We start from the raw sequence: 26,351 nt of genomic DNA, 5'->3' as shown, positions 1-26,351 counted from the left end.
ATTTAGCACGTACATAATTTTAAATCTTGTGTCCGATTTTTGTTGACTACTGCATTGTATGAACTTGTCAATGTTTTTTTCCATAAATTTTACCAGTTGACAGCAAAGGTAATACTACGTATATTATTACGCCGAGAGGGGGTGGCAGTTATCCCGACAGAAAAAAACCGATATACCGTCATCGTGGATCAAGAGACCCTGAAACAGATCGATGATTATCGATTTGAAAACCGATTTCCGAGCCGCTCGGCCGCAACGCTGGAACTGATACGCCTGGGCATGAAATCGTTAAAAGAGCAAAATAGGGATCTATCGTCAAAAGAGAAGCATCCGGATTGACGCGAATTCGGATTTTTTCGCTTCCCTTGCGCTGTCCGCTTTTTCAAACTGTCCTTTTTTGACATCCGGCAGTTCCTCCCCCGAATTAAAACGCGCCGCTGTGTTTGCCGAGATCGCCTTCGCAAAGCATCGCTTTTTTATTTTTACGGGCTCCGGCGTCGATGACTCTCCGGGTCTCCAGGCCTTCCGTGATCAGCGTCCGCAGCAGATCCGACCAGGAACGGTAATCATAGAGCTTTTTCGCCTGTACCATAAATGCCCGCATTTCGGGGGTCAGTGTGACCATGATCTTATGTTCCTTTTTCAATGTCTTTTCCTTCTTCTTTCCGGTTTGACTGAATTCACCGATGGAAATTATAACCGATTCCGGTTACATCGCGGTTACATTTTTACAGGGTATGGACGGATAACGAATTAAGTTCCCAATATATCCATGGGACATTTGCCCTTTTCGAAAAGCATTTTTTCTGCCGCAGCACCCGTTCATCCCCTGTAGAATAAGATACACCCGCCGTTTGTCGAAAGCGGTCGATTTTCTGTTTTGGAAGAAAAATAATTTTCCGATCTTCAAAAATGCGGCCCGGAATGCCCGGGGGGCCGAAACGCCCTTTGTGTTTTTTCATTATACTCAAGAGCGAGTACCGAAAACAGTACACCGTCCGCGCAAAAGCCGGAAATTTATAAAAAATTTTGCTCTTCGGCTATTTTTCGCTGTTTAACCCGCGCCGTCTATGTCTGTGCCGTCCCGACCCGAACGCCCTCCCAAACGCCTGACGGATCGGGCAAGCCGCGAAAGCGGCCCGCTCTTCTGTTTTCTTTTTCTTTTTCTTTTTTTGCTTTTGTTTTTGTTTTCATATTTGTTTTTATTTTTTATTTTATGTTTTCTTTTTATTATTTATTTTCTTTTTCTTTTTAGGGGGGGTTTGAGGGGGGGTTTTGTGGGGTGTTTCCCGATGGCGCGTTCGGAGTTCGCTCCGATCCCCCGGACGGGGGGTTTTTGAAACAAGCGAATATTTCGCCGGCGCTTTTTCCCTTGACTGTACGGCGTTTTTAGGGTATAAATAAAATACGGCTATTTTCGAGCCGCGCGGCTTAAAGCCGTTTCAAACGGGGGTTTTATTTACGGGCCCGCGGGAATGAGCCGCATATCCGGGGCGTTGTGAATATACTATTGAAAAGCCCCTTCGGCACGGTCCCCGCCGCCTCTTCTCAAAGATTCATTTTTAAAAACGCAAGGGCACAGGTTCGGGTGCGGAAACGGAGTTTTTTTATGCGCGCAGGCAATCCCATCGGAATTTTTGACACAGGCCTCGGCGGCCTGACGGTCGTCAAAGAAGTCATCCGTCTGCTGCCGGACGAAAACATCGTCTATTTCGGGGACACCGCGCGCGTGCCTTACGGCTCCCGGCCTGACGCGACCATCAAAAAATATTCCGCGCAGGACGCCGCTTTTTTGATGACCAAGGACATCAAACTCATGGTCGTCGCCTGCGGCACGATCAGTTCGGTCGCCGGAAAAGACCTTCAAAACAGCGTCGGCGTTCCGTTTTTCGACGTCGTCTCGGCGGGCGCGGCGGATGCCGCGGGCTATGCCGACCAAGGCGAGATCGCGGTGCTCGGCACTCTCGCGACCATCCGCAGCCACAGCCACCGTGAACTGATTACCGCCGTCAAACCGAACGCCGTCATCATCGAGCAGGCCTGTCCGTTGTTTGTGCCGCTTGTCGAAAACGGGCATATCGCCCCGGAAGATCCCATTACGAACGAAGCAGCGAAGTTCTATCTCGAAAAAATCTCGAAGCGAAGACCGGCCGCGGCCATTCTGGCCTGTACGCACTATCCGCTCATCCGGCAGACCATTCAAAACCACCTGCCCGGCATCACGCTGATTGACCCCGCGGTCGCGGTCGCGAAACGCATCGCCGTTTTCCTCGAAGCCGAAAAACTGAAAAATCCCGCCGGCGGGACACTCGGATTTTTTGTCTCCGACCGCCCCGAGGCCTTCGGGCTCTTTGCCAAAGCGACGCTCGGCGATCTGACTCACAACGGCATCCCCCTCTGCACGCAGGTCGACATCGACCAATATTAGACCTTTTTGCATTTGATTACATAACGGTCCCGCTCTTACGGCGAAAGTGAAACGAATCTTTTCGGGCAACATCCGAACATCTGTGAAAGGATGGCTTAGAGATATGAAAAAGCACCCCGTGAAACTGCACATCACCGGCACCCAGTTCACCGACCCCGACCAGACGGTCAGCGACTTCTTTGTCGAGGGCAAGATGAACAACGAAAACGGCAAACTTTATCTGGAATATCCGGAACCCGGCGAACACGGCCTCGGCGAGGTCACGACCGTGCTGCGCTACGACGGAAAAATGCTCAAGCTCGAACGCGGCGGCGAGAGCGGCTTATTGATTGAAAAGGGACAGCGGCACATCTGCCAGTACCACACGCCGCTCGGCGACATCTACATAGGGGTCAACGGCGGCGACATCAAGGTCACCGACAGCCCCGAACGGCTGGATATGGAAATCGACTACGCCATCGACATCAACACCTCCCTCGCCAGCCGAAACAACATCAAAATCAAAGCGCAGAGATTATAAAAGATCCCGCCGCTGCGGCACAATACTTATTCACGATTCACTGTTACCTGTTACTTTATGAAACCGAAGGATGTTTAAACATGACCGAATCCGTTTTTTTATCCGCGAAACAACAGGCCGATGAGCTTGTCAAAACCGCGTTTGCCGAATTGACCGCCGAAGGCGCCCTGCCCGACTGCCCGCCCCCGCGCTGCGCAGTCGAAATTCCCGCCGGCCGCAAAAACGGCGATTTCGCGTCCAACGCCGCAATGGCGGGCGCAAAAGCCTGTCGGCTGCCTCCGCGCAGACTCGCCGAGTTGTTGACCGGTAAATTCAACTTTAAAGATACTTATTTCGCCAGCGCCGAAATCGCAGGCCCCGGGTTTATCAACTTTTTCCTCGCGGACGCGTTTTATTCCGCCGCGGTCAATGAGGTTTTGTCGCTCGGCGGCAAATTCGGCGGCACCTCGTTCGGAAACGGCAAAAAAGTGCTGATTGAATTCGTCTCGGCAAACCCGACCGGCCCCGCGCATATGGGCAACGCCCGCGGCGGCGCTTTGGGCGACTGCCTTGCCGCGATTATGCAGGCGGCAGGCTATGAAGTCAGCCGCGAATTTTACGTCAACGATTCGGGCAACCAAATCGCCAAATTCGGGCTCTCGCTCGAGACCCGTTACTTACAGCTTTATGAGGGCGAGGAAAAACACCCGATGCCCGACGATTCCTACCACGGCGCGGACATTACCGCGCACGCCAAGGCGTTTGCCGAAGAAAACGGCGACAAATTCGTCGGCGCGGACCCTTCTGATCGCAAAAAAGCGCTGGTCGCGTTCGCGCTGCCGAAAAACGTCTCTTACCTGCGCGCCAATATGGACAAATACCGCATAACCTATGATCTGTGGTTTTATGAGAGCTCATTATATAAAATGGGCGAAGTCGAACGCGTGATCGAACTGCTCAAAAACAGCGGTAAGACCTATCAAAAAAACGGCGCGCTCTGGTTCATGGTCGGGGACGAGCCCGACTGCCCGGATTCCGACCCGAACGCCGAAGACGAGGAACTGCCGGGCGAAGAACCCGCCGAAACCGGAAAAGTGTTTCACAAGGATTTTGTTTTGGTGCGCTCCAACGGCTATCCGACCTATATCGTGCCGGACATCGCCTATCATTATAATAAACTCGTCACGCGCGGCTTCGACCTCGCCATCGACGTGCTCGGAAGCGACCATCACGGCTATGTGCGCCGCATGAAGGAAATCCTGCCCGCCGTCGGCGTCGCAGAGGACCGCTTTGAGGCGATCTTGATGCAGATGGTGAAACTGACCCGGGGCGGCGAGGTCGTCAAGATGAGCAAACGCACCGGAAACGCCATCACCCTGACCGATCTGCTCGACGAAATTCCGACCGACGCGGTGCGGTTTTTGTTCAACATGCGCACGCCCGACAGCCAGATGGAATTCGACCTCGACCTCGCGCTCGAGCAGACCTCTCAAAATCCGGTCTATTACACCCAGTACGCCCACGCCCGTATCTGCAGCATCATCAAAAATCTCGCCGCCGAGGGCATCGGGCATCATGAGCCGACCGCCGCCGAACTCACGCTGTTAACCGCCCCGGAAGAGCGAAATCTGATTGCCTATATGACGACGCTGCCGTCGGTCGTCATCGACGCCGCCGTCACCCGCGACCCGTCCAAAGTCACTCGGTTCGCGGTCGCCCTTGCCACGCTGTTTCACAAGTTTTATACCGAATGCCGCGTCAAGACCGACGACAAAGCGCTGACCAACGCGCGCCTCTCGCTGTGCCTCGCGGTCAAAACGGCGCTCTGCAATATTCTCGAAATGCTGAAAATCACCGTGCCGGAATCGATGTGACCGGTTTATACCGATTATCATTGACTTTTCGCGCGCGGGTGGTATATAATGTTCACCGACACTCGGTATGAAACCACCTTGTTACCGATAAAATTTTCTGCAAAGGACTGTAAAAGGATGAAAAAAGCAAAAGGCCTTGTTTTTTTCGTGATCGCCCTGCTGATCCTCGGACTTGGGTATACGTCGTTTTTCGGCGTTTATTCCTGGTACGGCGCGACGGAAAACACGATAATCAGAGGCACGAAAAGTCTGTCGGCCGGCGTTGAGCTGAGCAAGACGGGCCAAGTAGTTCTGACCCCGGAAGCAGGTTCCGAAATCACCGCCGAAAACCTGCAAAAAGCCGGCGACCTCATCGAAGGCCGGCTGAGCAAAAACGGCTATAACAGCGTGGAGCTCGGAATTGACGCGACGAATAAAAAAATCGTCGTCACATTCCCGCTCAGCGAGGGTTATCAGGTATATAAAATCAAAGCGCTCGTCGAAGACATCCGCGGAAAGGGCGTTTTGACGATCCGCAAAGGTGAAACCACCGATGAAAACGGCCTTCCCACCGGTGAAGTCATCGCGGACAACACCAAACTTCTCGGCGCTCTGACCGGCAAAACCACCACATCGAAAAAACCCGCCGTTCAGATTCTGCTGAATGAAGACGGCACAAACGCCCTGGCCAGCGCCACGTATCAGATGTCCGGAGAGACGCTTACCATCTGGATGGACAACACCCAGGTCGGCGGATACACCATTGATACCGCCATTACCGACGGTAAGCTCGTCGTCTCCAGCGACACGATGTCCATGGCCGAAGCCGAGGCGATGGCTTATAAAATCAATCTCGGCCCTCTCCCCTACGGATTCACTTTCACGGACATCGTTGAACTTTCATCCGCCAATCCCGCGTCGCTGCAGAACATCCTCATCGTCATCGGCAGCGCCTTTGCGTTAATCTGTATTCTTTTGATTGTCAGCTATCGCCTGACCGGCGTGGTCGTCTCCCTCGGTTTGATTCTGGAGTCGGCTCTTGCCGTGATTCTCTTCACCGGCTACTTCCCGGTGTTCCCGGTCAACACGCTGACCGTTGCCGGCATCTTCGGCATGGTCATGCTCGGCCTCGTCACCGTCGCGCTCGGCGTCTGGCAGGCGGAGCGCATCAAAGCGGGACTCGCCGAACACGGAGCGCTTGACGCGTCCGTCCGCGGAGGGCTTAAGGGCATGACAGCCGGCGCTGTCGACGGTTTCATCGTCGCCGGCATCACCGCCTTCCTCGCCATGGCCGCGTTCGGAACCTCCAATTACCGCCTTTCCTGGCTGCAGAACCTGCTTGCCGGACTGGGCGTCTCCCCCGGCGGTTATGCGGTTTATCCGTTTGTCTTCGCCCTGCTGTACGGATTGATCATCGATATGATCGTTGTCCTTGCTGTTCAGCGCGCGATGATCGCCACGGTCTCTTCAATCGGCGCTTTCAAAAAGCCCGGTCTGTTTGGAGGTAAATAAGATGTCGTATTATAAAAAGGCCTCGCTCAGCGCCATTCTCTGCGCGCTGCTCGTCGTTGTCGCGGCTGTTTTGGTTCTGGCTGTCGGAATGCCGGCAAAAGCGCCGTTTTCCGATTCCGCGGTTCTGACCGTAAAATGCGCCGACATCCCGTTGGATTATACCAAACTGGAGACCCAACTGGCTTCCGCGACCAAACTGCCCTATACCGTTACCGCCGGAAAAGACATCTCCGGAACCTATGAAGCGGCAAGCGTCAAATTCGACGGAACCGGCTTCACCGCCGTCAACGCGCAGGAACTCGTCGCCACGCTCGGTGCGAGCTATTCCGTGATTTCCTATGACACAGTCGCCGGAAAAAACACGACCGGTCTGGTCATGTTCTTGGTCTTCACAGGCGTCACGACCTTCATCATCGCGGGACTTTATCTCGCGATCCGCTATGGTTTCAAGACCGCCCTCACGTCATTTGTCCCGGCTGTCGCAGCGGTCGCCGGCGCGCTGATCACCCTGTTTGTCATCGGCGGCGGCGTCTCCTATCCGCTTGCGGTCGTCTCTGTCGGCTCTTTCGCGGCTGCCCTGTTCTTCGCGGCGCTCGCCTTCGGTCAGGCCCGCGAACTGCATGAGGCAAAACACGTCCTCGACCATGACGATGTCGCCGACAAGACCGGAGAAGTTCTGATGCCGAGAAACATCAGAATCGCGCTCGCCGCGGTCCTTGTTCTGGGCGCTGCCGGCGTTTCGGGACTCGCTTTCGGCCTCAGGGATCTGGCCTATACGGCCTTTCCGCTGCTCATCGGCACGCTGATCGGTTTGTTCGGCGCCCAGTTCTGCGCGGTTCCGCTTTGCATGTCCTGGCAGGAAGCCGAAGATGAAGCCGCCGTCAAAAAGGCGCACGAGAAAAAGCCCGCCAAAAAACATGCCAAAGCGACCTCAGGAAAACCCGCTGCCAAAACCGCGAAAAGCGGCGTGAAAACACCGGCGAAGAAAAGCGCCAAAAAGACGGACCCGGCAAAAACCGGCAAGGCAAAACCCAAGAAATAAGTAACCGGTTCAATAAAAACAAAGAAGGTTCCGTCCGGAACCTTCTTTGTTTTTATCAAATTGCACATGACTTCTTATTGATTTGCCGGAAATCTTCGGATATAATTTAAAATAGATTTTATGGTCCGTTATCTTTCGAAAGAATTGAAAATCCGAGTAAGAACGGATTTATTTATAAAAGACACCTGCACATTTCGAAAACAGCACATATTATATTCAAAAATAAATGTTTTGACCGGAAAGGAATGAAACTTGTGCTCTTTCATAACGGTAAAAAACTCAGCGGGCAAATTCAAAAAAACAAGCTTGAATCAGAGAATAAGCTTCGTTCTTTCGCTTTCATGGCGCTGCCGGACCTGATGGAACAGCTTTCCGCCGAACCTTCGGGCTTGAAAAATGAAGAAGCTGAAGCAAGGCAGGGCCAATTCGGAAAAAACGTCATCACCGCAGGCAAGAAGAACACCTTGATTCGCCGGATCAGAGAGGCGGTTGTCAATCCGTTCAACGCCATTTTGCTGCTCGTCGCAGTGGTCACCTATTTTACGGACGTCGCTGCGTCGTTAAAGCCGGATTACCTCACTGTCATCATTATTTTATCTCTGATTTTGCTATCCAGTTTGGTCGCGTTCATTCAGAACCAGCGTTCCAACGCCGCCGCCGTAAGTTTGTCGAAGATGATCAGCAATAAAGCAGACGTCTGGCGGGACGGAGAAATCAAAGAAATTCGGATGGACGAAATTGTTCCCGGCGACGTCGTCAAACTATCGGCGGGAGATATGCTTCCGGCCGACGTCCGTTTTTTAACAACCAAAGACACTTTTGTCGCGCAGGCAGCTTTGACCGGTGAATCCAATGCCGTGGAAAAATTCAGCGATATCCCGAATCAACCAAACGAATCGTTGACAGATTTAAAGAATATCGGCTTTATGGGCTCCAATATCCTCAGCGGCAGCGCGTCTGCGTTGGTTCTCGTGACCGGCAACAGCACCTATTTCGGTTCAATGGCAAAATCCTTGTCCGGAGAAAGAATCAAAACCAGCTTTGAGCGCGGCGTCGATTCGGTCAGCAAGCTGTTGGTCCGGATGATGCTTGTGATGGTCCCCGTCGTCTTTTTAATCAACGGAATTTCAAAAGGTCAGTGGCTGAATGCGCTTCTCTTCGCCATCAGCATCGCGGTCGGTCTAACGCCTGAGATGCTTCCCGTCATCATGACTTCGACCCTTGCAAAAGGCGCTGTCTCCATGTCTAAACGCAAGGTGATCGTCCGAACGCTCGGCGCGATTCAAACCTTCGGTGAAATGGACGTGCTCTGCACCGACAAAACCGGTACCCTGACCGAGGATAAAATCGTATTGGAAAAATACATTAACCTTATGGGCGAGGACGACACAGGCGTTTTGCGCAGATCTTATCTCAACAGCCACTTTCAGACCGGTCTTAAGAACCTGATTGATATCGCCATCATCAACCGGGCCGTGCAAAACGGGCTGGAAAGTGTATTGAGTGATTATAAATGTGTAGACGAAATCCCGTTTGACTTTTCGCGCCGCAGAATGAGCGTCGTTCTGGCCGATAAAGACGGCAATCGTCAACTGATCACCAAGGGTGCGGTTGAAGAGATTCTCGCCATCTCATCCTTTGTGGAGATGAATGGTGAAATATTGCCGTTGGACGGCGAAAAGCGCCGCTCGGCGCAGCAGGTCTACGAAAAGCACAATTCCGACGGTCTTCGGATGCTTGCGGTAGCACAGAAAAGCGAAGTTCCGGGCAGCGCCGCATTCGGTGTCGCCGATGAAAAAGATATGATCTTAATCGGCTTTGTGGGCTTTCTCGACCCGCCGAAAGAAAGCGCGAAAGCCGCTATCACCGCGCTCCGGGAACACGGTGTGCGAACTGTCGTCCTCACCGGCGACAGCGAGGGCGTTGCGGCAATGGTTTGCAAAGAAGTGGGCGTCGACACCTCAAAGCTGCTGATCGGACGAGATGTCGAACAGTTGGACGACGCCGCGCTTTTGGAAGCAGTCAAGGTCTGCGATCTGTTTGCAAAGCTTTCCCCCTCCCAAAAAGAACGCGTCGTTAAAACGTTTCAAACTGCGGGACATACCGTCGGATATATGGGCGACGGCATCAACGACGCACCTCCGCTGCACCAGGCAGACGTGGGCATTTCGGTAGATACCGCCGTGGACGTCGCAAAGGAAACCGCCGATATTATCTTGTTAAAAAAGGATCTTCTTGTATTGCAGGATGGAGTTATTGAAGGCCGCCGTACTTTCGGCAACATCATCAAATACATTAAAATGGCCGCCAGCGGAAATTTGGGCAATATGATCTCGCTCACTGCAGCAAGCATTTTTCTCCCCTTTATCCCGATGCTTCCGGTTCAGATTCTGACACAAAATCTGCTCTGCGATTTTTCCCAAATGGGAATGCCGTTCGACAGCGTAGATAAAGAATACATCGCAAAGCCCCGTAAATGGGAGACGAAATCGATCAAATCCTTCATGGCATTTCTGGGCCCGCTCAGTTCCGTTTTCGATATGTTGTGTTTCGCAATCATGTGGTGGATTTTCAAAGCAAACACCGCTGCGCTATCCCCGCTGTTTCAATGCGGTTGGTTTGTGTTCGGAACGGTGTCTCAGACGTTGGTCATCCACGCCATCCGCACTTCAAAAATTCCGTTTATTCAAAGCAAATCATCTGCTGCGCTTTACCTCTCTACCTTTATCATTGCGGCGGCGGCAATCGCCGTCGGCTTTACGTCCCTTGCCGTCGGTCTCGATATGACGAAGCTTCCGGTATTGTTCATCCCCTGGCTTGCGGCACTATTGTTCGGCTACTTCCTCTGCGTTCAGCTAATCAAGAAACTGTATGTCCGCCGTTACGGCGAATGGATGTAGCCCGGCATGATGCCGGTTTCAAACGCGTCATAAAACCTACTGTCCCTTCGCTTCATAGCGCGCGCTTCCATCCTCGGTGAGAATTACTCCAAAAACCCAGTGCGTAACGCTTTAAAAACTAGCGGTTTTAAAAACGCGAGAAATATTCATAAAAAGAGCCGCTATGAAGCGGCCCTTTCTTTGTTATTCCATCCTCGCTGTTTATCAAAAATCATATGATCTTGCGAACAGCAAGCTATACATTAAGTTAAATTAACTTTTTCTTATACCCTTTGTTGTTCTTTTGAAACCCATACTTCTCATATAACCCGCAGGCGGCGATCCGATCGGCTTCCGTGACCAGAAGCATCTGCGCGCAGTTTCGCTCTCTCGCTCTCTTTTCCAATTCGGTCAGCAGTTGAAACCCGATCCCGCCCCGTCTGCTTTGGCGGTCGACGACCATGTCTTCCACTACCATGAACGGCCTGCAGTCCCCGTAAAGTTCCCGGCAGACAATCCCCATCACCGAGCCGATCACGATTCCATCCCGCTCAGCGACCAGAATGATATGCCGGTTTTCTTGCATAATCACGGGAAACTCGCTTTTCATCCTTTCGACATCCGATTTGTCGCCCCAGAACTGCTCATGAAGTGCCGCAAGCTGCGCCATATCTTCCATAACCAAATCCCTGATGATTGTTCCCATGTTTTTGCCCCTCTTTTAAATGGTTCCTAGTTTCCTATTTACATTACAATTGATTATAATATTTTATATATCCGAAAGAACAAACGTTTCGTAGGCCTTGATGGCTTTATCTCTCATGGTAAAATCATAAATTCCCCGGTTGATCAGCCGTATCGGGAAAAACATGCTTTCTGCGATCGACAATTTTAAATCACTCATAAACATTTCATACGGATAGTTTTTCACAGTCATCACCAGTTTATCGTAATAACGGTCGATCAGCGGCTGCGCAAGTTTTTTATCCGGTTGAATATGTAAAGCCAGCAGCATTGCCAAGTCCTCGGTACATAATCCGATTCTGATTGCTTGTAAATCAATAAATTTTACAATCCTGTCAGTTGATTTAGAAATGAATATATTCCCCGGATGTAAATCTCCGTGAATAAACGTTATATTATTTCCGGTATGAAATCTCGAAGACAAAACTTTTTCATAGGTTTGTTTTAAATATCGGGCGGCATCTTCAAAATAGTCCAGCTTTTTAATATCCAACTCATTTACAAAACATTCCCACTGTTTCGGGATCCGGTGGTTCTCTTCTTTTTCCCGGTATTTCATAAAGTCCGCTTGCATGCCGGAGATGTGTGTCAAAAGATTTTCCGCCGATTGATGGCGCCAATCAAGCCCGAGTTGTGCAAACGTATTGCTGTCTTCCCAAAAATCAGAATGCATTTCTGCTGTTGTTTCTATCAAGCGGTTATAATTTTCCCTGATGATTATACCGTTTTCGTTATTTTCATCAAATTGAAATCCCTGTATATAGCCGTCGTTTAAATCTTCCATCAATACCGTTCTTGCCGGAATATCCATGTGATAAATATAAGGGATGGAGGAAGTATGATTTTTAAATAAATGATATCCCAATAGTTCTCTGTCGTCTTCGGCGTAAATCCGTTGCAGTAATTTGTATTCCTTTTGCGGTGTAGAAACTTTTACATATGTATCTGTATAACGTGTTTTCTTTTCCGGTGTGTTTCTGCTGATTGTATAATTTCCGATGTTCGGATTTGATTTTGAAATCGCCTGAATGATTGTATTATCCTCTAACCCCGCTGTTTGATCCGTTGCTTTTCTTTTCTCTATCTGTTGCAAAATGCGTTTTGCTATATGCTCGGCTTGCTGCTCTAAAATGTTTGCTTTTCTTCTTCGATTCTCGAGTCCAATAAATAAGCCGGCATAATCAACTCATCAATGGTACAGCTGAATATTTGACTCAATACCGGCAGCAATGCGGTATCCGGGAGCGAATGCCCGTTTTCCCATTTGCTGATTGCCTGAGGGGATATATTTAATAATTCAGCCAACCGTTCCTGCGACAGTTCGTTCTTTTTACGAAAAGAAGCTATCTTTGTACCCACAATTTTATAATCAAGCATATCATAACCCCCTCTTATTTCTGTATCTCTATTATGCCGTTATAAAAATCCCTTTACCATATGAAGTGCATCAAGACAACTCAACTTCCGGTTAACCTTTCTTTTATTGTACTCTCTTAATAAGTCTCATTTTTATAGTATCGCCTTGCCTTTTTCATAATCTCTTTGCCGATGCCTTTTCCCCGGTAGTCCGGCAGCACCAGCGCATCTTTGATCAGAGCGCCGTATCCGCCGCCGTCCCAAACCAATCTCGCAACACCGACGGTTTTCTGCCCGTCAACCGCCGCGATGATAAAAGCGCTCCCGTCAATTCCCGCCTTCGCCTGCTCCGGATGAATGGCTCTCCAACCCGCCGAAGCACGCAGGAGCGTATAATCTTCAACCGAAACGGTATTCGCGTAAGTGATGTTCATCTGACGGCCCCCTTCATTTGAAAATGAAAAACCGCCGTTTTTTAAAGTGCCCAAAACGACGGCTTTTACGATTGAACCGGGTTCTTATTTCCGGATTTCCAGCTTTGTTTTCCCACCCATATACGGTCTCAGCGGTTCGGGGATCACGACGCTGCCGTCGGCTTGAAGATTGTTTTCCAAAAACGCGATCAGCATGCGCGGCGGCGCGACCACGGTATTGTTGAGCGTATGCGCGAAATAGTTGCTGCCGCTCGCTTTGTCGCGTACCCGGATGCCGAGCCGTCTGGCCTGCGCGTCGCCGAGGTTCGAACAGCTTCCGATTTCAAAATACTTCTTCTGACGCGGCGACCAGGCCTCGACGTCGATGCTCTTGACTTTCAGATCGGCCAGATCTCCCGAGCAGCACTCCAATGTGCGCACCGGGATGTCCAGCGAGCGGAAGAACTCAACTGTAAAGTTATATAGCTTTACAAACCAGTCCGGACTCTGCTCCGGTTTGCAAACCACGATCATTTCCTGCTTCTCAAACTGATGGATGCGGTAGACGCCGCGCTCCTCAATTCCGTGCGCGCCGACTTCTTTGCGGAAGCAAGGCGAATAGCTTGTCAGTGTCTGCGGGAGCGAATCCTCGTCGAGGGTCGTATCGATGAACTTTCCGATCATCGAGTGTTCGCTCGTGCCGATCAGATATAAATCCTCACCCTCGATTTTATACATCATGCCTTCCATCTCGGCAAAGCTCATGACGCCGCTGACCACGTCGCCGCGGATCATGAACGGCGGGATGTAATAGGTGAAGCCCTTATCGATCATAAAGTCGCGCGCGTAAGACAAAATCGCCGACTCGAGACGGGCGATGTCGCCGCACAGATAATAAAACCCGTTTCCGCTGGTCTTGCGGGCGCTGTCAAGGTCTATTCCGTTAAACTTCTCCATGATCTCGACGTGATAGGGAACCTCAAAGTCCGGCACCCTCGGCTCCCCGAACCGCTCGACCTCGACGTTCTCGCTGTCGTCATGCCCGATCGGCACCGACGGATCGATGATGTTCGGGATCACGAGCATCCGCCTGCGGATTTCCTCGGAGAGTTCGGTTTCGGCGGTCTCAAGCGCGGCCAGTTCTTCGGCCATGTCGTTAACTTGCTTTTTGGCTTCTTCCGCTTTTTCTTTTTCGCCGCGCGCCATCATGCCCCCGATTTCCTTGCTGATGCTCTTGCGCTGCGAACGAAGCCAGTCGCCGCGCGTTTTGGACTCACGGAATTTTTTATCCAGTTCCAGCACCTCGTCCACGAGCGGCAGTTTTTGCTCCTGGAACTTCTTTTTCATATTCTCCCGAACAAGACCGGGATCGCTTCTGAGCAGTTTAATATCGATCATAACGTTTAATCCTTTCGGTCATTGATGATTAACCTTTTTTATTCTTTTTATTTTTATCACCCGTCAGGTACGCCGCGAGGTCCGATAAGTCCTCTTTGGAGAAAAATTCGATCTCGACGCAGCCGGGCTTGTCCCCCGCCGGAGCTTTCGCGACCCGAACCTTTCGGCCCATTTCGCTCTTGACCGCGATCTCGAATTCGTCGTAAAAACTCTCGCGTACTTTCGGAAGCGTTTGCTTTTTCGGTTTTTCGGCCGCAGCGGCGGCTTTTTCAAGTTCCCTGACGCTCATTTTTCCGTCCGCGCTCGATTTCGCGAGCTCAACGCAGCGTTTTTCGTCGGAGATTCCGCCGAGCACTTTCGCGTGTCCCGCCGAAAGCCGGCCTTCCCGCAGCAGCGCCTGAACGGATTCGGGCAGCGCAAGCAGCCGCAGCGAGTTGGCCACGGTAGATCGCGATTTGCCCACGCGCTCCGCGGCGCTCTCCTGTGTGAACCCGAACCGGTCGATGAGATTTCGGTAGCCCGCGGCTTCTTCGATCGGATTCAGGTCGGCGCGCTGCAGATTTTCGATCAGCGAGACCTCGGCGATCATCTGATCGTCATAATCGCGCACCAAAACAGGCACTTCGGTGAGTCCCGCCATCCGCGCGGCCCGCCAGCGGCGCTCGCCCGCGACGATGACGTATCCGCCGTCCTTTTCGCAGACAAGCAGCGGCTGCAAAACGCCGTGCTCCTTGATGGAATCGGCGAGCTCCCGCAATTGCTGTTCGTCAAAATCTTTGCGCGGCTGCGCGCGGTTCGGCTCTATCTGAGAGACGCGAAGCATGGTTACGCCGCTTTCTTCGGACGCGTTGTCATCCAGAAGCGCGTCCAGCCCTCTCCCGAGGGAACGTTTTTTTGCGTTCATTTCGCGTCTCCTTTCATGTTGTTATTCTTGATGAATTCCTTGCAGAACTCCTCATACGCCGCCGCCCCGCGGGAAAACCGGTCATAATACATGATCGGCTCGCCGTAGCTCGGCGCCTCCGATACGCGGACGTTGCGCGGGATCGTGGTGGAATAGACCTTTTGGGGGAAGTATTTCTTGATTTCTTCAACCACTTGCATAGTCAAATTCAATCGCCCGTCGAACATCGTCAGCAGAACGCCTTCGATGTCTATGTTCTCGTTATAACGGCGCTTGACCTGCCGGATCGTGTTCATCAGCTGCGAAAGGCCCTCAAGCGCGTAGTATTCGCATTGAATCGGCACCAAAACGGTATCGGCGGCGCAGAGCCCGTTCAGCGTCAATAATCCCAAAGAAGGGGGGCAGTCGAAAAAGATATAGTCAAATTTATCGCGCTGGCCGGAGACGGCCATTTTCAGACGGCTCTCGCGGTTTTCGACTTCCACAAGTTCCACTTCGGCGCCCGCGAGTTCCATTCCGACCGGAATCACGCTGACCCCTTTGAATTTGGTCTTGAGGATAACTTCGGAAGCCGTGCTTTCGCCAATGATCAGATCATAGGAACTGCCTTTTAAATTTCTCTTCTCAATGCCGAAACCGCTTGTCGCGTTGCCCTGCGGATCGATGTCGCATAACAACACGCTGTATCCGTGCGCGCCGAGCGCCGCAGCCAGATTGACCGCGGTGGTCGTTTTCCCCACCCCGCCCTTCTGGTTCGCGATTGCAATAATTTTTCCCTTCTTTTCCACGCAGATACCGTCCTTCTGTAGGTATGGGGACATTTTACCATGTTTCGGCACTTTTTTCAAGATAACAACCGGCCGATCCGCCGATATAAAGCAAAAATGTTCCACGTGGAACATTTTAAAAGTCCATATCAAACCCTGCGCGTCTGCGCTTTTAACAAGGAAGGCAAAAATCAGAACTCGCCCCGGAATTGTTCCACGTGGAACAATTCCGGGGCGTTTCATATAAAAAAGAGCTGAAGTCCTTTGGAAAACAATCGGGTCTGCGCGAAACAGAATTGATTTCCGCCGGGTATTCAAGCGGAAACATCTCGTTCAAACCATTACTTGGAGGGCGCTCAGCTCTTTTTCACCCATATCACGTACTCGACGCGGTCTTCAAATTCATTCATTGAAAATCTCGACTCGATTCCGCATCGGTTGAGTGAACCTACCGCGTTTTTTATGGAATTGTTAAACAGCCGGAGGTCTTTCGGCGCACCGCGTACCATGCGTTTCGGGTGCTCCTCGTTCAGCCGGCTGATCAATTCCTCGGTCTGCGCTACGTTGAGCCCGCGCTCGATGACCTGTCTTAAAACTTTCGGGCGCAGGTCGGGCTCGACGCAGAGCAGCGCGCGGGCATGCCGTTCGGTGAGTCCTGCAGAAAGAATGGAAGAACGAACGGCATCGTCCAGAAGCAGCAGCCGAATTTTATTGGCAACGGTCGGCTGGGTTTTTCCGAGCAGCCGCCCCGCTTCCGCCTGGGACAAACCCCCGTGTTCGATGAGTGCCCGAATCCCGTCCGCCTCTTCAAAAAAGTTCAGATCTTCCCGCTGCAGGTTTTCAAGCAGCGCCATCACGCCGCTTCCGACTTCATCGGTATCGACGAGCACGCACGGGATTTTTCCGACTCCGGCGAGCTTGGAAGCGCGCAGCCTGCGCTCTCCCGCAATCAATACATATCCCTGCTGGGTCTTCCGAACCGAGATCGGTTGGATGAGTCCGTTCCGGGAAATACTTTCCGCCAGATTGCGGAGCTTGTCGGGGTCGAAGTGGCGCCTCGGCTGCAGCGGATTCGGCGTGATTTTATAGGTCTCTATCATGGCATATCTCTGTTTTTGCATTATGAATCCCCCTTTTCAAGCATAAGTCCTGAAAAGAGGGATTGTCCATTCATTTTATACGACGGCCTTCGCCTGATTATTGTCTTTTTCGGTTTCTCACAGCGGCTTTTTTGAGATTTTTGCGCCGATGCGGGGGTAATTTGTCGGGGTCTGCGATATTTTTTCAATCAAAATGATTCCCCTTCGGCTGCCGTCCGGCAAAGTGAATTCTTTGGTCTCCCGATATTTCCCGCCGAGGATCTTAATCGCGTTATGCGCGCCGTCAAGCTCCTCCTTCCAGGCCGCGCCTTTCATCGCCGCAAAGGTGCCGCCCGGTTTGACAAACGGGATGCAGTATTCGCATAAAACATTCAATTCGGCGACAGCTCTGGCGCTGACCAGATCAAAAGCTTCCCGATTTTCCGATGAGCCGCCGAGGTCTTCGGCGCGGCCGAGCAAAACTTCGGCGTCTATGCCGAGTTCCCGGCAGAGGAGTTCAAGAAATTTCGCTTTCTTGCCGTTGCTGTCGAGCAGTGTCAATCGGATTTCGGGCCGGAATAATTTGAGTACCACACCCGGAAAACCCGCGCCGCTTCCGATGTCCAGAACGCTGCCTCGGATTTCTGCCGCTTTGAGCAGCGTCACGGAATCGATGAAGTGCCTGACTTCGATCTCCCCGGGCGTTTTGATGGCGGTCAAATTTACGGATTGATTGTATTCTGTCAGAAATTCGCTGTAACGGCGAAGTTTATCCGCGATCTGAGGCGTGAATTCGATATTGCTTTCCGCGCAGTATTGCCCGGTGATTTTCATTTTTCGTCCGCCCTTTCGACTGCCAAATCTTTCTGGAAGCTGTTTGCCTCTTTGCTTTGTTTCACGAGCCACACGGAAAGCACGGCAAGATCTGCGGGCGTCACGCCGGAGATGCGCGAGGCCTGTCCGAGGTCGCGGGGCTTGATTTTGTTGAGCTTCTCTTTTGCTTCCAGCCGGAGCCCGCCGACGGTTTTATAATCGACGTCGGGCGGCAGTTTTTTGACCGCAATGCGCCGAAGCTCTTCGATGCGTTCCTGCTGGATTCGAATGTAGCCCTCATATTTATATTCGATATCGATTTCGTTTCCGATGTCTTCGGGCAGCAAGGGGCGCGATGGGTCAAACGGCGCAAGGTCGGCATAGGAAATCTGCGGCCTTTTGAGCAGTTCCGAAAGCCGGATTCCGCCCGAAAGCGGCAGCGAGCCGGTCTGTTCAAGCAACGCGTTCAGTTCGGGGCTGTGTTTGATCGTGGTCTCTCTGACGCGCCTGCGCTCTGATTCGAGCTGCTCTTTTTTCTTTAAAAACCGCGCCCAGCGGTCGTCATCGATCAACCCGAGTTCGCGCCCGAGCGGCGTCATTCTCAGGTCGGCGTTATCCTGCCGGACCACAAGCCGGTATTCGCAGCGCGAGGTCATCATGCGGTAGGGATCGACGACGCCTTTTGTGACGATGTCGTCTATCAATGTACCGATATAGCTGTTCTCGCGCGATAATATAAATTCCGGTTTACCCAGAATTTTATTTGCGGCGTTTACGCCCGCGACAAAACCCTGTACCGCCGCTTCTTCGTATCCGCTGGTGCCGTTAAACTGCCCCGCGCCGAAAATGCCGGGGAAATCTTTGAATTCGAGGGTCGGGGCCAGTTGAATCGGGTCGCAGCAGTCGTATTCGATGGCATAAGCGGTGCGCATGATTTTGATATGCTCAAAGCCCTTGATGGTGCGCAGAAATTCGAGCTGGACTTCTTCGGGCAGCGACGAGGACATGCCTTGAATATAAACTTCGCAGCTTTCGGCGGCGGTCGGTTCGATAAAGATCTGATGGCGCGTCTTGTCGGCGAACCGGACGACTTTGTCCTCAATGCTCGGGCAATAGCGCGGGCCGATGCCTTCAATCACGCCGCCGTATAAAGGAGAACGGTGCAGATTTTTCCGGATGATCTCGTGGGTCTTTTCGTTGGTCCAGGCGATATAACAAGGAAAATCGTTTCTCAGCGCAGCCGGATCGGTATCATAAGAAAAGGCCTCGGGCGGTCTGTCGCCCTCCTGCCGCTCCAGGGCGTTATAATCGATGCTCTTTCCGTCGGCTCTCGCAGGAGTTCCGGTCTTGAAACGCAGCATCCGGATGCCGAGGGTTTTGAGCGAATCGGAGAGTCCGGACGCGGCGCGCATATTGTCCGGCCCGGCTTCGTAATTCACTTCGCCGATGTGGATTTTCCCTTTCAAATAGGTGCCGGCCGCAATGACTACCGATTTAGTATGGTATATTGCGCCGAGCCCGGTCTTAAGGATCAGGTGATTGTCTTCAGTATATTCGACGGCTGTGATCTCTGCCTGCACGAGCTGAAGACGGGGCTGCTGCTCGATGATTTTTTTCATCAGCGTCTTATAGCGCGGCCGGTCGCTTTGCATGCGCAAACTGCGCACCGCGGGCCCTTTTCCGAGATTGAGCATGCGGCTCTGCAGACAGACCTCGTCGGCGGATTTGCCCATCTGCCCGCCCAGCGCGTCGAGTTCGCGCACAAGCTGTCCCTTGCCCGTGCCGCCGATGGACGGATTGCAGGGCATGTTCGCGACCGCGTCGAGATTCAGAGTGAACAAAACCGTCTCGCAGCCAAGCCGGGCCGCCGCGAGCGCCGCTTCGATTCCCGCATGCCCCGCGCCGACGACGGCAACATCAATTTTTCCGGCATGATATTCGATCATAGGTTCTCCTGTTTCACTTTCCGAGGCAAAATCGCGAAAAGATCTCGTCGATCAGCGTCTCCGGAACATTTTCTCCGGTCAGTTCGCACAGCGCCGAGATTGCGGCTTCGATCCCGATCTGGGTTGCGTCGGCTGTGATGCCCGCTGTCAGATCACACAGGGTTTTTTCCAATTCGGTTTTGGCTCGTTTCAGGCAGTCGCGCTGGCGGACGTTAAAAATCCCTTCCTGCGGTTGTGCCGCGCCGATCTCGCTTTTAATCGCTTCTTCGAGTATTTTCACGGCGTTTTCATCGAACGCGCTGATATTCACAATCGTTTTAAATTCGTTTTCAAGCTTGTTTTGCTCGATGATCTGGGGCAGATCGTTTTTGTTGATGACGCAGACGGTTTTCAGCTCTTTGCAGAGTCTGATGACTTCGCGGTCGCGGCCGTCGAGTTTTTGGGCGCCGTCGAACACCGCCAAAACCAGCTGCGCCGTTTCCAGCTCGCTTTTGGTCTTTTCGATGCCGAGCCGCTCGATCTCATCGTCGCTCAGGCGGATTCCTGCGGTGTCGGCAAGGTTCAATAAAACGCTGCCGAGCCGCACGCTTTCGGTGACCACGTCGCGGGTCGTGCCCTCGGCGGCGGTCACGAGGCAGCGCGGGCATCCGGCCAACAAATTCATGATCGCGGATTTTCCGACGTTGGGCTTTCCGGCGATCACGGTTTTCAGGCCTTCGCGCCAAACCTGCCCGTTGTCGAAATTTCGAATGAGTTCTTCGCACCTGCCGATTGCGGAGACGAGTTTTTCTTTCACGCCGACGGGCGCCGGAACGTCTTCGTCCGGATACTCCAAAAAGGCGGCGACGTCGGCTGCCGCGTTGATGCAGTCGGTTTTGACTAAATCGATTTTTTTCGCGAGCGCGCCGCTTTTCGCGGCATTCGCCTCTTTGAGCGCAGAATCGCCGACCGCGCTGATCAGGTTCACCACGCTCTCGGCCTGCGTCAGCGAGAGCTTGCCGTTTTCGAAAGCGCGGCGCGTGAATTCGCCGGGCTGCGCGGGGCAAGCGCCGGCTTCAACTGCGGTTTTCAGGACTTTTTGAGCCAGAAAGACGCCGCCGTGGCAGCAGAGCTCGGAGACGTTTTCTCCGGTGTAACTGTGAGGCGCTTTATAAATGACGGCGACGCCGTCGTCAAAGGTTTCGCCGTTATCGGTGAAATGCCCGTACGCGGCGCTGTATCCGTTCAGTTCGTTCAGAGGTTTCCCCGCGGGAATGAATATCTTTTGCGCGATTTCAATCGCTTTTTCACCGGAGATCCGGATCATGGCGATGCCGCCGGCTGCGAGCGGCGTTGAGATTGCAGCGATGGTATTGCCGTGGTCCGTTTTCACCGTTTCGCCTCCCTGCGTTTTTTTGCGATCCGTTCAACCAAATCGCCCAAAAATTATAGCTTTTATGCCGCCGATTGTCAATTCCCCGCATTTTTCCGGCGCCGGAGCGCGCGTTTTTCCATGATTTAGTGAATTGCCCCGGGAAGATGCAAATTGTACCTGTTTTAACGGATTTCGGCAGGTTTTTTGGTTGCATTGGGATTTTGGCTGTGTTAAAATAGGAATCGTCTAAAAATGTTTTTCGGAGGTAGTCATGGCCAAAAAGGTTCTCGCATTCGATTTCGGCGCGTCGAGCGGACGGGCCGTCATCGGCTCTCTGACCGACGGTAAAATAACCCTCGAGGAGATCCATCGTTTTTCAAACGATCCCGTCACCGTAAACGGTACGTTATATTGGGATTTTCTGCGGCTTTATCACGAGATTTTGCAGGGCATTTCAAAAGCGGTCATCGGGGGACACGAGTTTGACTCTGTCGGCATCGATACCTGGGGCGTCGATTTCGGACTGCTCGACAAAAACGGCAAACTGCTTGAAAACGTGATACACTACCGCGACTCCCGTACCGACGGCATCCCCGACGAGGTCTTTAAAATCACCGGCAAAAAGCCGCTTTATTACCGGACGGGCATCCAGTTTATGTGGTTCAACACGATTTTTCAACTCTATTCTCTTGCCAAACACCGCCCTGAACTGCTTAAACACGCAAAAACGCTGCTGCTGATTCCCGATCTGCTGTGCTATTTCTTAACAGGCAATAAAACCAACGAGTTTACGATGGCCTCCACCACTCAGCTGCTGAATTCGGAAACCGGCGGCTGGGATAAAAAACTGCTGAAAAAGCTGGGGATCCCTTCGGATATTTTCGCGCCGCTCGTCGAACCGGGCACTCCGAAAGGCGTATTGAACGGGGACGTCTGCAAGCAGACCGGCTGTAAACCCGTCAAGGTCTGCGCCGTCGCGGAACACGATACCGGTTCGGCCGTCCTTGCCGTCCCGGCGGCGAAAGATGAGAAATTCGCCTTTATCTCCTGCGGAACCTGGTCCCTGCTCGGTGCGGAACTGCCCAAACCGCTCATCTCCGACGCCACTTACGAACTCAACTATTCCAACGAGGGCGGCGTCAACCGCACCGCCCGGTTTTTGAAAAATATCATGGGCCTTTGGCTGATGCAGGAATGCCGAAACCAATGGAACCGTGAGGGCCGCAATCTCTCGTTTAAGGATATTGATAACTATACGGCGCAGTCAAAACCGCTTTCTCGTTTTGTCAACCCCGACGACGAGATGTTCAAGACCCCCGGCGACATGCCCGCGCGGATCAGACAATATTGCGAGCGCACAAACCAACCGCTGCCCGAGGGCATCGGAGATTATTCCCGCTGCATCACCGAATCGCTGGCGATGGCTTACCGTTACGCCACGGCGAATCTTGAAAAATTGCTCGGTTATCCGCTCGACGTCATCCATCTGGTCGGCGGCGGCGTCAAAGACAAACTGCTGTGCCAGTTCGCCGCGAACGCGCTCGGCAGGCCGGTCGTCGCGGGCCCGATTGAGGCCACGGGAATCGGCAATGTCTGCATGCAGCTGATCGCGGAGGGCGAATTCAAAGATGTGCATGAGGCGCGCGATTGCATTGCCAAATCGTTTGACGTAGTCACCTACCGGCCCATCGACACGGCGGTCTGGAACGAAGCGTATCAGCGCTATCTGGGCGTCTGCGGATTGAAGGAATAAATCGAAGGATATTTCCCGTTTCCTTTTCCACGGTAGACGGGAGGATGATATCCTCCCCTACAGTCAAGAAGGCGGCGGGCGAACAAAGTTCGCCCCTACGGTTTCCTCTCTGTTCTCTGCTCTATCCTCTCTTCCGCCAAATTCCGATTCCCATGGAGGGTATCATCATGCAGAAATTTACCGTCAGCCGCGATGATCGCTATTACCAGGCGTTTCCCGACGCGGTGCTGTTCAAAGATACGCTTTACTGCGTCTTTACCCGTACGACCCACCACGGCGACCGGACCGATTCGCGCATAATGCTCACAAAGAGCGCCGACCGGGGCCGAAGTTGGAGTGAACCGAAGGTACTGCTCGGCGAAAGCGATCACGAAGTCAAAAGCGGGTTTTTCAACTGCGCGCGCATCTCGGTTGTGAACGGCGGGCTTGCTGTCATCACCGACCGGATTTTCGGCCTTGAAAACGAAGACAAGTCGGAAAACTTTGTTCTTTTTTCAAAGGACGGGGAAAACTGGAGTGAGCCGAAGGGTACCGGCTGCGGCGGCATCGTGCCGGATAAGCTGCTGGAGTATCGGGGAAAACTGTTCTTATCCGCGCACCGGAAAGAAGGCGGCTGGCTGCGGCAATTTTTATGGATCAGCGAAAACGGCGGCACGACCTGGGGCGACCGTATCACGCTGGCCGCGGTAGACGGGCTGAATCTCTGCGAGGCCTCGATTTTACCGCTCGGGGATGATTTAATTGCTTTTATGCGTGAAAATTCGTTCCTCGGGTATGACTGCAAAAAAGCCGTCTCACACGACGGCGGCAAGACCTGGGGCAAGGTCACGGACTTTCCGCTGCCCGGCTGCCACCGGCCCGTCTCCGGCGTCTTAAAGAGCGGAAATATCCTGATCACGCACCGGTTTTTACAGGGCGGAAACGGCTGGCTCGGGCACTGGACTCAAAACTTTTTCGCGGGACTGACCGACAGGGACTCCGTTTTGGCAGAAGAACGCGGCAAATGCGCGACCCGCATCATGCCGATCGATTATGACCGAAGCCCCGTTTCCGACATCGGGTATTCGGGCTGGGTGCAGTTCAATGACGGCGAAATCTACATCGTCTATTATCTCGTGGACGATGCCCCGAAAGGTCAAATCCGGGGCTGCTCGTTATATGAGCGTGATTTTATCATAAAACAGTAATTATTAAAGGAGAATGACCATGAACACAGACGAACTTGAAAAGAAACTGCGCGAGGCGGCCAACGAAATCGCCGCTTTCGTCAAAGACGGCACCTATGAGGCCAAAATCTACGGCGCGTATAAACTGGCGAAGGATACCTATTCCGCCATCGGCGTCGACACCGACGCTGCGATCGCGAAACTCGATTCGGTCGATCTCTCCCTGCACTGCTGGCAGGGCGACGACGTTTCCGGCTTTGAGCATGAGGACACCGCGCTGACCGGCGGCATTATGGCGACCGGAAATTATCCCGGCAAAGCCCGCACCTCCGAACAGCTTTTTACAGACCTTGAAAAGACGATGTCGATGATCCCGGGCCCGAAAAAGGTCAACGTCCACGCCAACTATATCACCTCCAAACAAAAACCCGACCGCGACAAGATCGAACCGGAGAACTATTCCGGCTGGGCCGACTGGGCCGTCGCCAACAAGGTGGGTTTGGATTTTAACTCGACTTTCTTCTCTCACCCGAAAGCCGACAGCGGCTATACGCTGGCCTCCGCCGACGAGGGCATCCGCAGCTTCTGGATCGAGCATGCCATCCGCAGCCGCCGCGTGGGCGAATATTTCGGCCGCAGAACCGGCAAGCTCTGCGTCGTCAACCACTGGATCCCCGACGGCTGCAAGGACAACCCCATCGACAAAATGGGCCCGCGCGAGCGTTTGATCGACTCTTTTGACCGCATCTTCCGCGAACATCTGAACACGGCTTACACCAAGGACTCGGTCGAATCGAAACTTTTCGGCATCGGCAGCGAGGCCTATGTCCCCGGCTCTCATGAATTCTATATGGGCTACGCCCTTTCGCGCAAAAACACCATGGTCACGCTCGACACCGGGCATTTCCATCCGACCGAATCGATCGCGCAGAAGCTCTCGGCGCTGCTTTGCTTTATGCCCGAAGTGCTGCTGCACGTCTCGCGCCCCATCCGCTGGGACTCCGACCACGTGGTCATCATGGACGACGAACTTCGCGCGTTGATGAGCGAGATCGTGCGCTGCAACGCGCTTTCCCGCACCTATATCGCGACCGACTATTTCGACGCGTCCATCAACCGCCTCGCCGCCTGGATTGTCGGCGCGCGCAACACCAAGAAGATGCTGCTCTCCGCCCTGCTCGAACCGGTCGCCGATCTGAAGTCCGCGGAACTCGCGGGCGACAACACTTCGCGGCTGGCGCTGACCGAAGAATATAAGTCCTATCCGCTCGGCGCGGTTTGGGATTATTACTGCCTGACACGCAATGTGCCGGTGCGCGGCTCATGGCTTGCCGAAGTCAAGAAATACGAAGCCGATGTGCTGGCGAAAAGATAAATAACCGTTATACAAAAGAAAGGTCGAATATCCATGTCACTTGAGACCATCGCGAAAATATCCAACAAATACGGGGTGAATCCCGAATATGTGCTCGCGGGCGGCGGCAATACGTCGTACAAAGACGCCGATTTCCTTTACATCAAAGGCTCCGGCACCTCACTTGCCACCATCAAGCCTGAGGAATTTGTCAAGCTCGGACGCAAAGCGCTGGCGGCGATTTTCGAAAAGAAATATCCCGCCGACACCGACGCGAGGGAAGCCGCGGTGCTTGCCGATATGATGGCCGCGCGAGTGCCCGGCGAAGCCAAACGCCCCTCCGTCGAGACGCTGCTGCACGACGCGATTCCGTCCAAATACGTGCTGCATCTGCATCCCGCCGAAATCAACGGCATGACCTGCGGCAAAAACGGAAAAGCGGCTTTTGACAAGCTGTTCGGCGACAAGGGCATCTGGGTGCGCCCGATCATGCCCGGCTATGTGCTCGCGACCGAGATTGCCGGGGAGATCAAGGCGTTTGCCGAATCGCACGGCAAAAACCCGGACTACATCCTGCTCGAAAACCACGGGATTTTCCTCGGCGGCGAGAGCGAGGAAGAAATTGACGTCAAGTTTGACGCATTCCTTTCCGCGCTGCGCAGCGTGATTGCCAAAAAGCCGGACTTTTCCGAGATTTCGTTTGACCTCGAGACGGCGGCGATGCTCGGCGCGGCGATCCGCGGCATCTGCGGCGGAGACGTCTTCGCGGTGTTCTGCACCGACGCGGAGATCGCGAAGTTTGCACAGAGCAAAGCGGAATTTATGAAAATCCACACCACCTTCTCGCCCGACCACATGGTCTACTGCAAAGATGAAGCGGCGTTTTGCGCGCCGGATGCCGATACGCTTTCCAAAGCCATCGTCGATTATCAGAAGCGCAAAAACGGGCTGCCGAAAATCGTCGGCGTTGAGGGATTGGGATATTACGCGATAGGCCCGTCCAAGAAAGAGGCCGACATCGCGGCGGCGGTGTTTAAAGACGCCATCAAAGTCGCGGTGTTCGCCGAAAACTTCGGAGGCGGAAAACCCCT

At 53.1% G+C, this 26,351-nt stretch carries 23 protein-coding genes; 11 read left to right on the top strand and 12 right to left on the bottom strand.

The window, feature by feature from the left end:
* The first annotated feature begins 141 nt into the window (after positions 1-141).
* The gene (locus PKH29_02720) at positions 142-339 is read left to right on the top strand and encodes a hypothetical protein (GenBank protein HNX13749.1); all 198 of its coding nucleotides are present in this window, start codon (positions 142-144) and stop codon (positions 337-339) included.
* 85 nt (positions 340-424) lie between these two features.
* Here the strand turns inward: PKH29_02720 and PKH29_02715 are convergent, their stop codons facing one another.
* A complete protein-coding gene (locus PKH29_02715; GenBank protein HNX13748.1) occupies positions 425-646 on the bottom strand; it encodes a hypothetical protein in 222 nt (73 codons plus the stop codon).
* A gap of 963 nt (positions 647-1,609) precedes the next feature.
* Between PKH29_02715 and murI the strand changes: the two genes are divergently transcribed.
* The 6 genes from murI to mgtA all read left to right on the top strand — a co-directional run bounded on the left by murI (position 1,610) and on the right by mgtA (position 10,234).
* A complete protein-coding gene (gene murI / locus PKH29_02710; GenBank protein HNX13747.1) occupies positions 1,610-2,428 on the top strand; it encodes a glutamate racemase in 819 nt (272 codons plus the stop codon).
* A 103-nt stretch (positions 2,429-2,531) separates the two neighbouring features.
* A complete protein-coding gene (locus tag PKH29_02705) occupies positions 2,532-2,948 on the top strand; it encodes a DUF1934 domain-containing protein (GenBank protein HNX13746.1) in 417 nt (138 codons plus the stop codon).
* Positions 2,949-3,028: 80 nt separating this feature from the next.
* Positions 3,029-4,801, top strand: a complete 1,773-nt coding sequence (argS, locus tag PKH29_02700) for an arginine--tRNA ligase (GenBank protein ID HNX13745.1) — start codon at positions 3,029-3,031, stop codon at positions 4,799-4,801.
* Positions 4,802-4,918: 117 nt separating this feature from the next.
* Positions 4,919-6,292 carry a hypothetical protein gene (locus PKH29_02695; protein ID HNX13744.1) on the top strand — a complete coding sequence of 458 codons (1,374 nt, stop codon included), beginning with the start codon at positions 4,919-4,921 and terminating at the stop codon, positions 6,290-6,292.
* A gap of 1 nt (position 6,293) precedes the next feature.
* The gene (locus tag PKH29_02690; GenBank protein ID HNX13743.1) at positions 6,294-7,334 is read left to right on the top strand and encodes a hypothetical protein; all 1,041 of its coding nucleotides are present in this window, start codon (positions 6,294-6,296) and stop codon (positions 7,332-7,334) included.
* A gap of 245 nt (positions 7,335-7,579) precedes the next feature.
* Positions 7,580-10,234: a magnesium-translocating P-type ATPase gene (mgtA, locus tag PKH29_02685; protein HNX13742.1), complete on the top strand. Its 2,655-nt coding sequence runs from the start codon at positions 7,580-7,582 to the stop codon at positions 10,232-10,234.
* Between the two features lie 247 nt (positions 10,235-10,481).
* On the opposite strand, the gene PKH29_02680 is transcribed toward mgtA, so the two are convergent.
* The 11 genes from PKH29_02680 to mnmE all read right to left on the bottom strand — a co-directional run bounded on the left by PKH29_02680 (position 10,482) and on the right by mnmE (position 21,005).
* Positions 10,482-10,919 (bottom strand): GNAT family N-acetyltransferase, encoded by a 438-nt coding sequence (locus PKH29_02680; GenBank protein HNX13741.1) that lies wholly within the window; start codon positions 10,917-10,919, stop codon positions 10,482-10,484.
* Between the two features lie 63 nt (positions 10,920-10,982).
* Complete coding sequence (locus PKH29_02675; protein HNX13740.1) at positions 10,983-12,050, bottom strand: phosphotransferase; 1,068 nt, start codon at positions 12,048-12,050, stop codon at positions 10,983-10,985.
* A gap of 32 nt (positions 12,051-12,082) precedes the next feature.
* Positions 12,083-12,334 (bottom strand): helix-turn-helix transcriptional regulator, encoded by a 252-nt coding sequence (locus tag PKH29_02670; protein ID HNX13739.1) that lies wholly within the window; start codon positions 12,332-12,334, stop codon positions 12,083-12,085.
* 116 nt (positions 12,335-12,450) lie between these two features.
* On the bottom strand, positions 12,451-12,747 hold the full coding sequence (locus PKH29_02665) for a GNAT family N-acetyltransferase (protein ID HNX13738.1): 297 nt from the start codon (positions 12,745-12,747) through the stop codon (positions 12,451-12,453).
* An 84-nt stretch (positions 12,748-12,831) separates the two neighbouring features.
* Entirely contained in the window at positions 12,832-14,124 is a 1,293-nt protein-coding gene (gene serS / locus PKH29_02660) for a serine--tRNA ligase (GenBank protein HNX13737.1), read from the bottom strand.
* 28 nt (positions 14,125-14,152) lie between these two features.
* A complete protein-coding gene (locus tag PKH29_02655) occupies positions 14,153-15,028 on the bottom strand; it encodes a ParB/RepB/Spo0J family partition protein (protein HNX13736.1) in 876 nt (291 codons plus the stop codon).
* On the bottom strand, positions 15,025-15,816 hold the full coding sequence (locus PKH29_02650; GenBank protein ID HNX13735.1) for an AAA family ATPase: 792 nt from the start codon (positions 15,814-15,816) through the stop codon (positions 15,025-15,027). The genes PKH29_02655 and PKH29_02650 overlap by 4 nt, the downstream gene beginning before the upstream one ends.
* A 335-nt stretch (positions 15,817-16,151) precedes the next feature.
* Positions 16,152-16,916 (bottom strand): ParB/RepB/Spo0J family partition protein, encoded by a 765-nt coding sequence (locus tag PKH29_02645; protein ID HNX13734.1) that lies wholly within the window; start codon positions 16,914-16,916, stop codon positions 16,152-16,154.
* 96 nt (positions 16,917-17,012) lie between these two features.
* Positions 17,013-17,708: a 16S rRNA (guanine(527)-N(7))-methyltransferase RsmG gene (rsmG, locus tag PKH29_02640; GenBank protein HNX13733.1), complete on the bottom strand. Its 696-nt coding sequence runs from the start codon at positions 17,706-17,708 to the stop codon at positions 17,013-17,015.
* A complete protein-coding gene (mnmG, locus tag PKH29_02635) occupies positions 17,705-19,633 on the bottom strand; it encodes a tRNA uridine-5-carboxymethylaminomethyl(34) synthesis enzyme MnmG (GenBank protein ID HNX13732.1) in 1,929 nt (642 codons plus the stop codon). The genes rsmG and mnmG overlap by 4 nt, the downstream gene beginning before the upstream one ends.
* A 13-nt stretch (positions 19,634-19,646) precedes the next feature.
* Positions 19,647-21,005, bottom strand: coding sequence for a tRNA uridine-5-carboxymethylaminomethyl(34) synthesis GTPase MnmE (gene mnmE, locus PKH29_02630; protein HNX13731.1), 1,359 nt, complete (start codon positions 21,003-21,005; stop codon positions 19,647-19,649).
* Positions 21,006-21,258: 253 nt separating this feature from the next.
* Here mnmE and PKH29_02625 point away from each other — a divergent pair, with 253 nt between their 5' ends.
* From PKH29_02625 to PKH29_02610, 4 genes are all read left to right on the top strand, one after another.
* Positions 21,259-22,740 carry a rhamnulokinase family protein gene (locus PKH29_02625; GenBank protein ID HNX13730.1) on the top strand — a complete coding sequence of 494 codons (1,482 nt, stop codon included), beginning with the start codon at positions 21,259-21,261 and terminating at the stop codon, positions 22,738-22,740.
* A 167-nt stretch (positions 22,741-22,907) separates the two neighbouring features.
* Positions 22,908-23,927: a sialidase family protein gene (locus PKH29_02620; GenBank protein ID HNX13729.1), complete on the top strand. Its 1,020-nt coding sequence runs from the start codon at positions 22,908-22,910 to the stop codon at positions 23,925-23,927.
* 19 nt (positions 23,928-23,946) lie between these two features.
* Positions 23,947-25,281 (top strand): L-rhamnose isomerase, encoded by a 1,335-nt coding sequence (locus PKH29_02615; protein ID HNX13728.1) that lies wholly within the window; start codon positions 23,947-23,949, stop codon positions 25,279-25,281.
* Between the two features lie 33 nt (positions 25,282-25,314).
* The coding region (locus tag PKH29_02610; protein HNX13727.1) for a class II aldolase/adducin family protein at positions 25,315-26,351 on the top strand (1,037 nt) is incomplete at its 3' end.

This window comes from Oscillospiraceae bacterium (genome assembly GCA_035353335.1).
GTDB lineage: Bacteria > Bacillota > Clostridia > Oscillospirales > JAKOTC01 > DAOPZJ01.
The sequence above is the reverse complement of the archived record's forward strand: the minus strand, read 5'-3'. Positions and strand labels throughout refer to the sequence as shown.

Coding starts and splice junctions, on each gene's coding strand:
- PKH29_02615 (HNX13728.1), top strand. CDS start 23,947: ATGAACACAGACGAACTTGAAAAGAAACTGCGCGAGGCGGCCAACGAA.
- rsmG (HNX13733.1), bottom strand. CDS start 17,708: ATGAAAATCACCGGGCAATACTGCGCGGAAAGCAATATCGAATTCACG.
- PKH29_02625 (HNX13730.1), top strand. CDS start 21,259: ATGGCCAAAAAGGTTCTCGCATTCGATTTCGGCGCGTCGAGCGGACGG.
- PKH29_02690 (HNX13743.1), top strand. CDS start 6,294: ATGTCGTATTATAAAAAGGCCTCGCTCAGCGCCATTCTCTGCGCGCTG.
- PKH29_02680 (HNX13741.1), bottom strand. CDS start 10,919: ATGGGAACAATCATCAGGGATTTGGTTATGGAAGATATGGCGCAGCTT.
- murI (HNX13747.1), top strand. CDS start 1,610: ATGCGCGCAGGCAATCCCATCGGAATTTTTGACACAGGCCTCGGCGGC.
- PKH29_02645 (HNX13734.1), bottom strand. CDS start 16,916: ATGCAAAAACAGAGATATGCCATGATAGAGACCTATAAAATCACGCCG.
- PKH29_02670 (HNX13739.1), bottom strand. CDS start 12,334: ATGCTTGATTATAAAATTGTGGGTACAAAGATAGCTTCTTTTCGTAAA.
- PKH29_02655 (HNX13736.1), bottom strand. CDS start 15,028: ATGAACGCAAAAAAACGTTCCCTCGGGAGAGGGCTGGACGCGCTTCTG.
- PKH29_02665 (HNX13738.1), bottom strand. CDS start 12,747: ATGAACATCACTTACGCGAATACCGTTTCGGTTGAAGATTATACGCTC.
- serS (HNX13737.1), bottom strand. CDS start 14,124: ATGATCGATATTAAACTGCTCAGAAGCGATCCCGGTCTTGTTCGGGAG.
- mgtA (HNX13742.1), top strand. CDS start 7,580: ATGAAACTTGTGCTCTTTCATAACGGTAAAAAACTCAGCGGGCAAATT.
- PKH29_02695 (HNX13744.1), top strand. CDS start 4,919: ATGAAAAAAGCAAAAGGCCTTGTTTTTTTCGTGATCGCCCTGCTGATC.
- argS (HNX13745.1), top strand. CDS start 3,029: ATGACCGAATCCGTTTTTTTATCCGCGAAACAACAGGCCGATGAGCTT.
- PKH29_02620 (HNX13729.1), top strand. CDS start 22,908: ATGCAGAAATTTACCGTCAGCCGCGATGATCGCTATTACCAGGCGTTT.
- mnmG (HNX13732.1), bottom strand. CDS start 19,633: ATGATCGAATATCATGCCGGAAAAATTGATGTTGCCGTCGTCGGCGCG.
- PKH29_02705 (HNX13746.1), top strand. CDS start 2,532: ATGAAAAAGCACCCCGTGAAACTGCACATCACCGGCACCCAGTTCACC.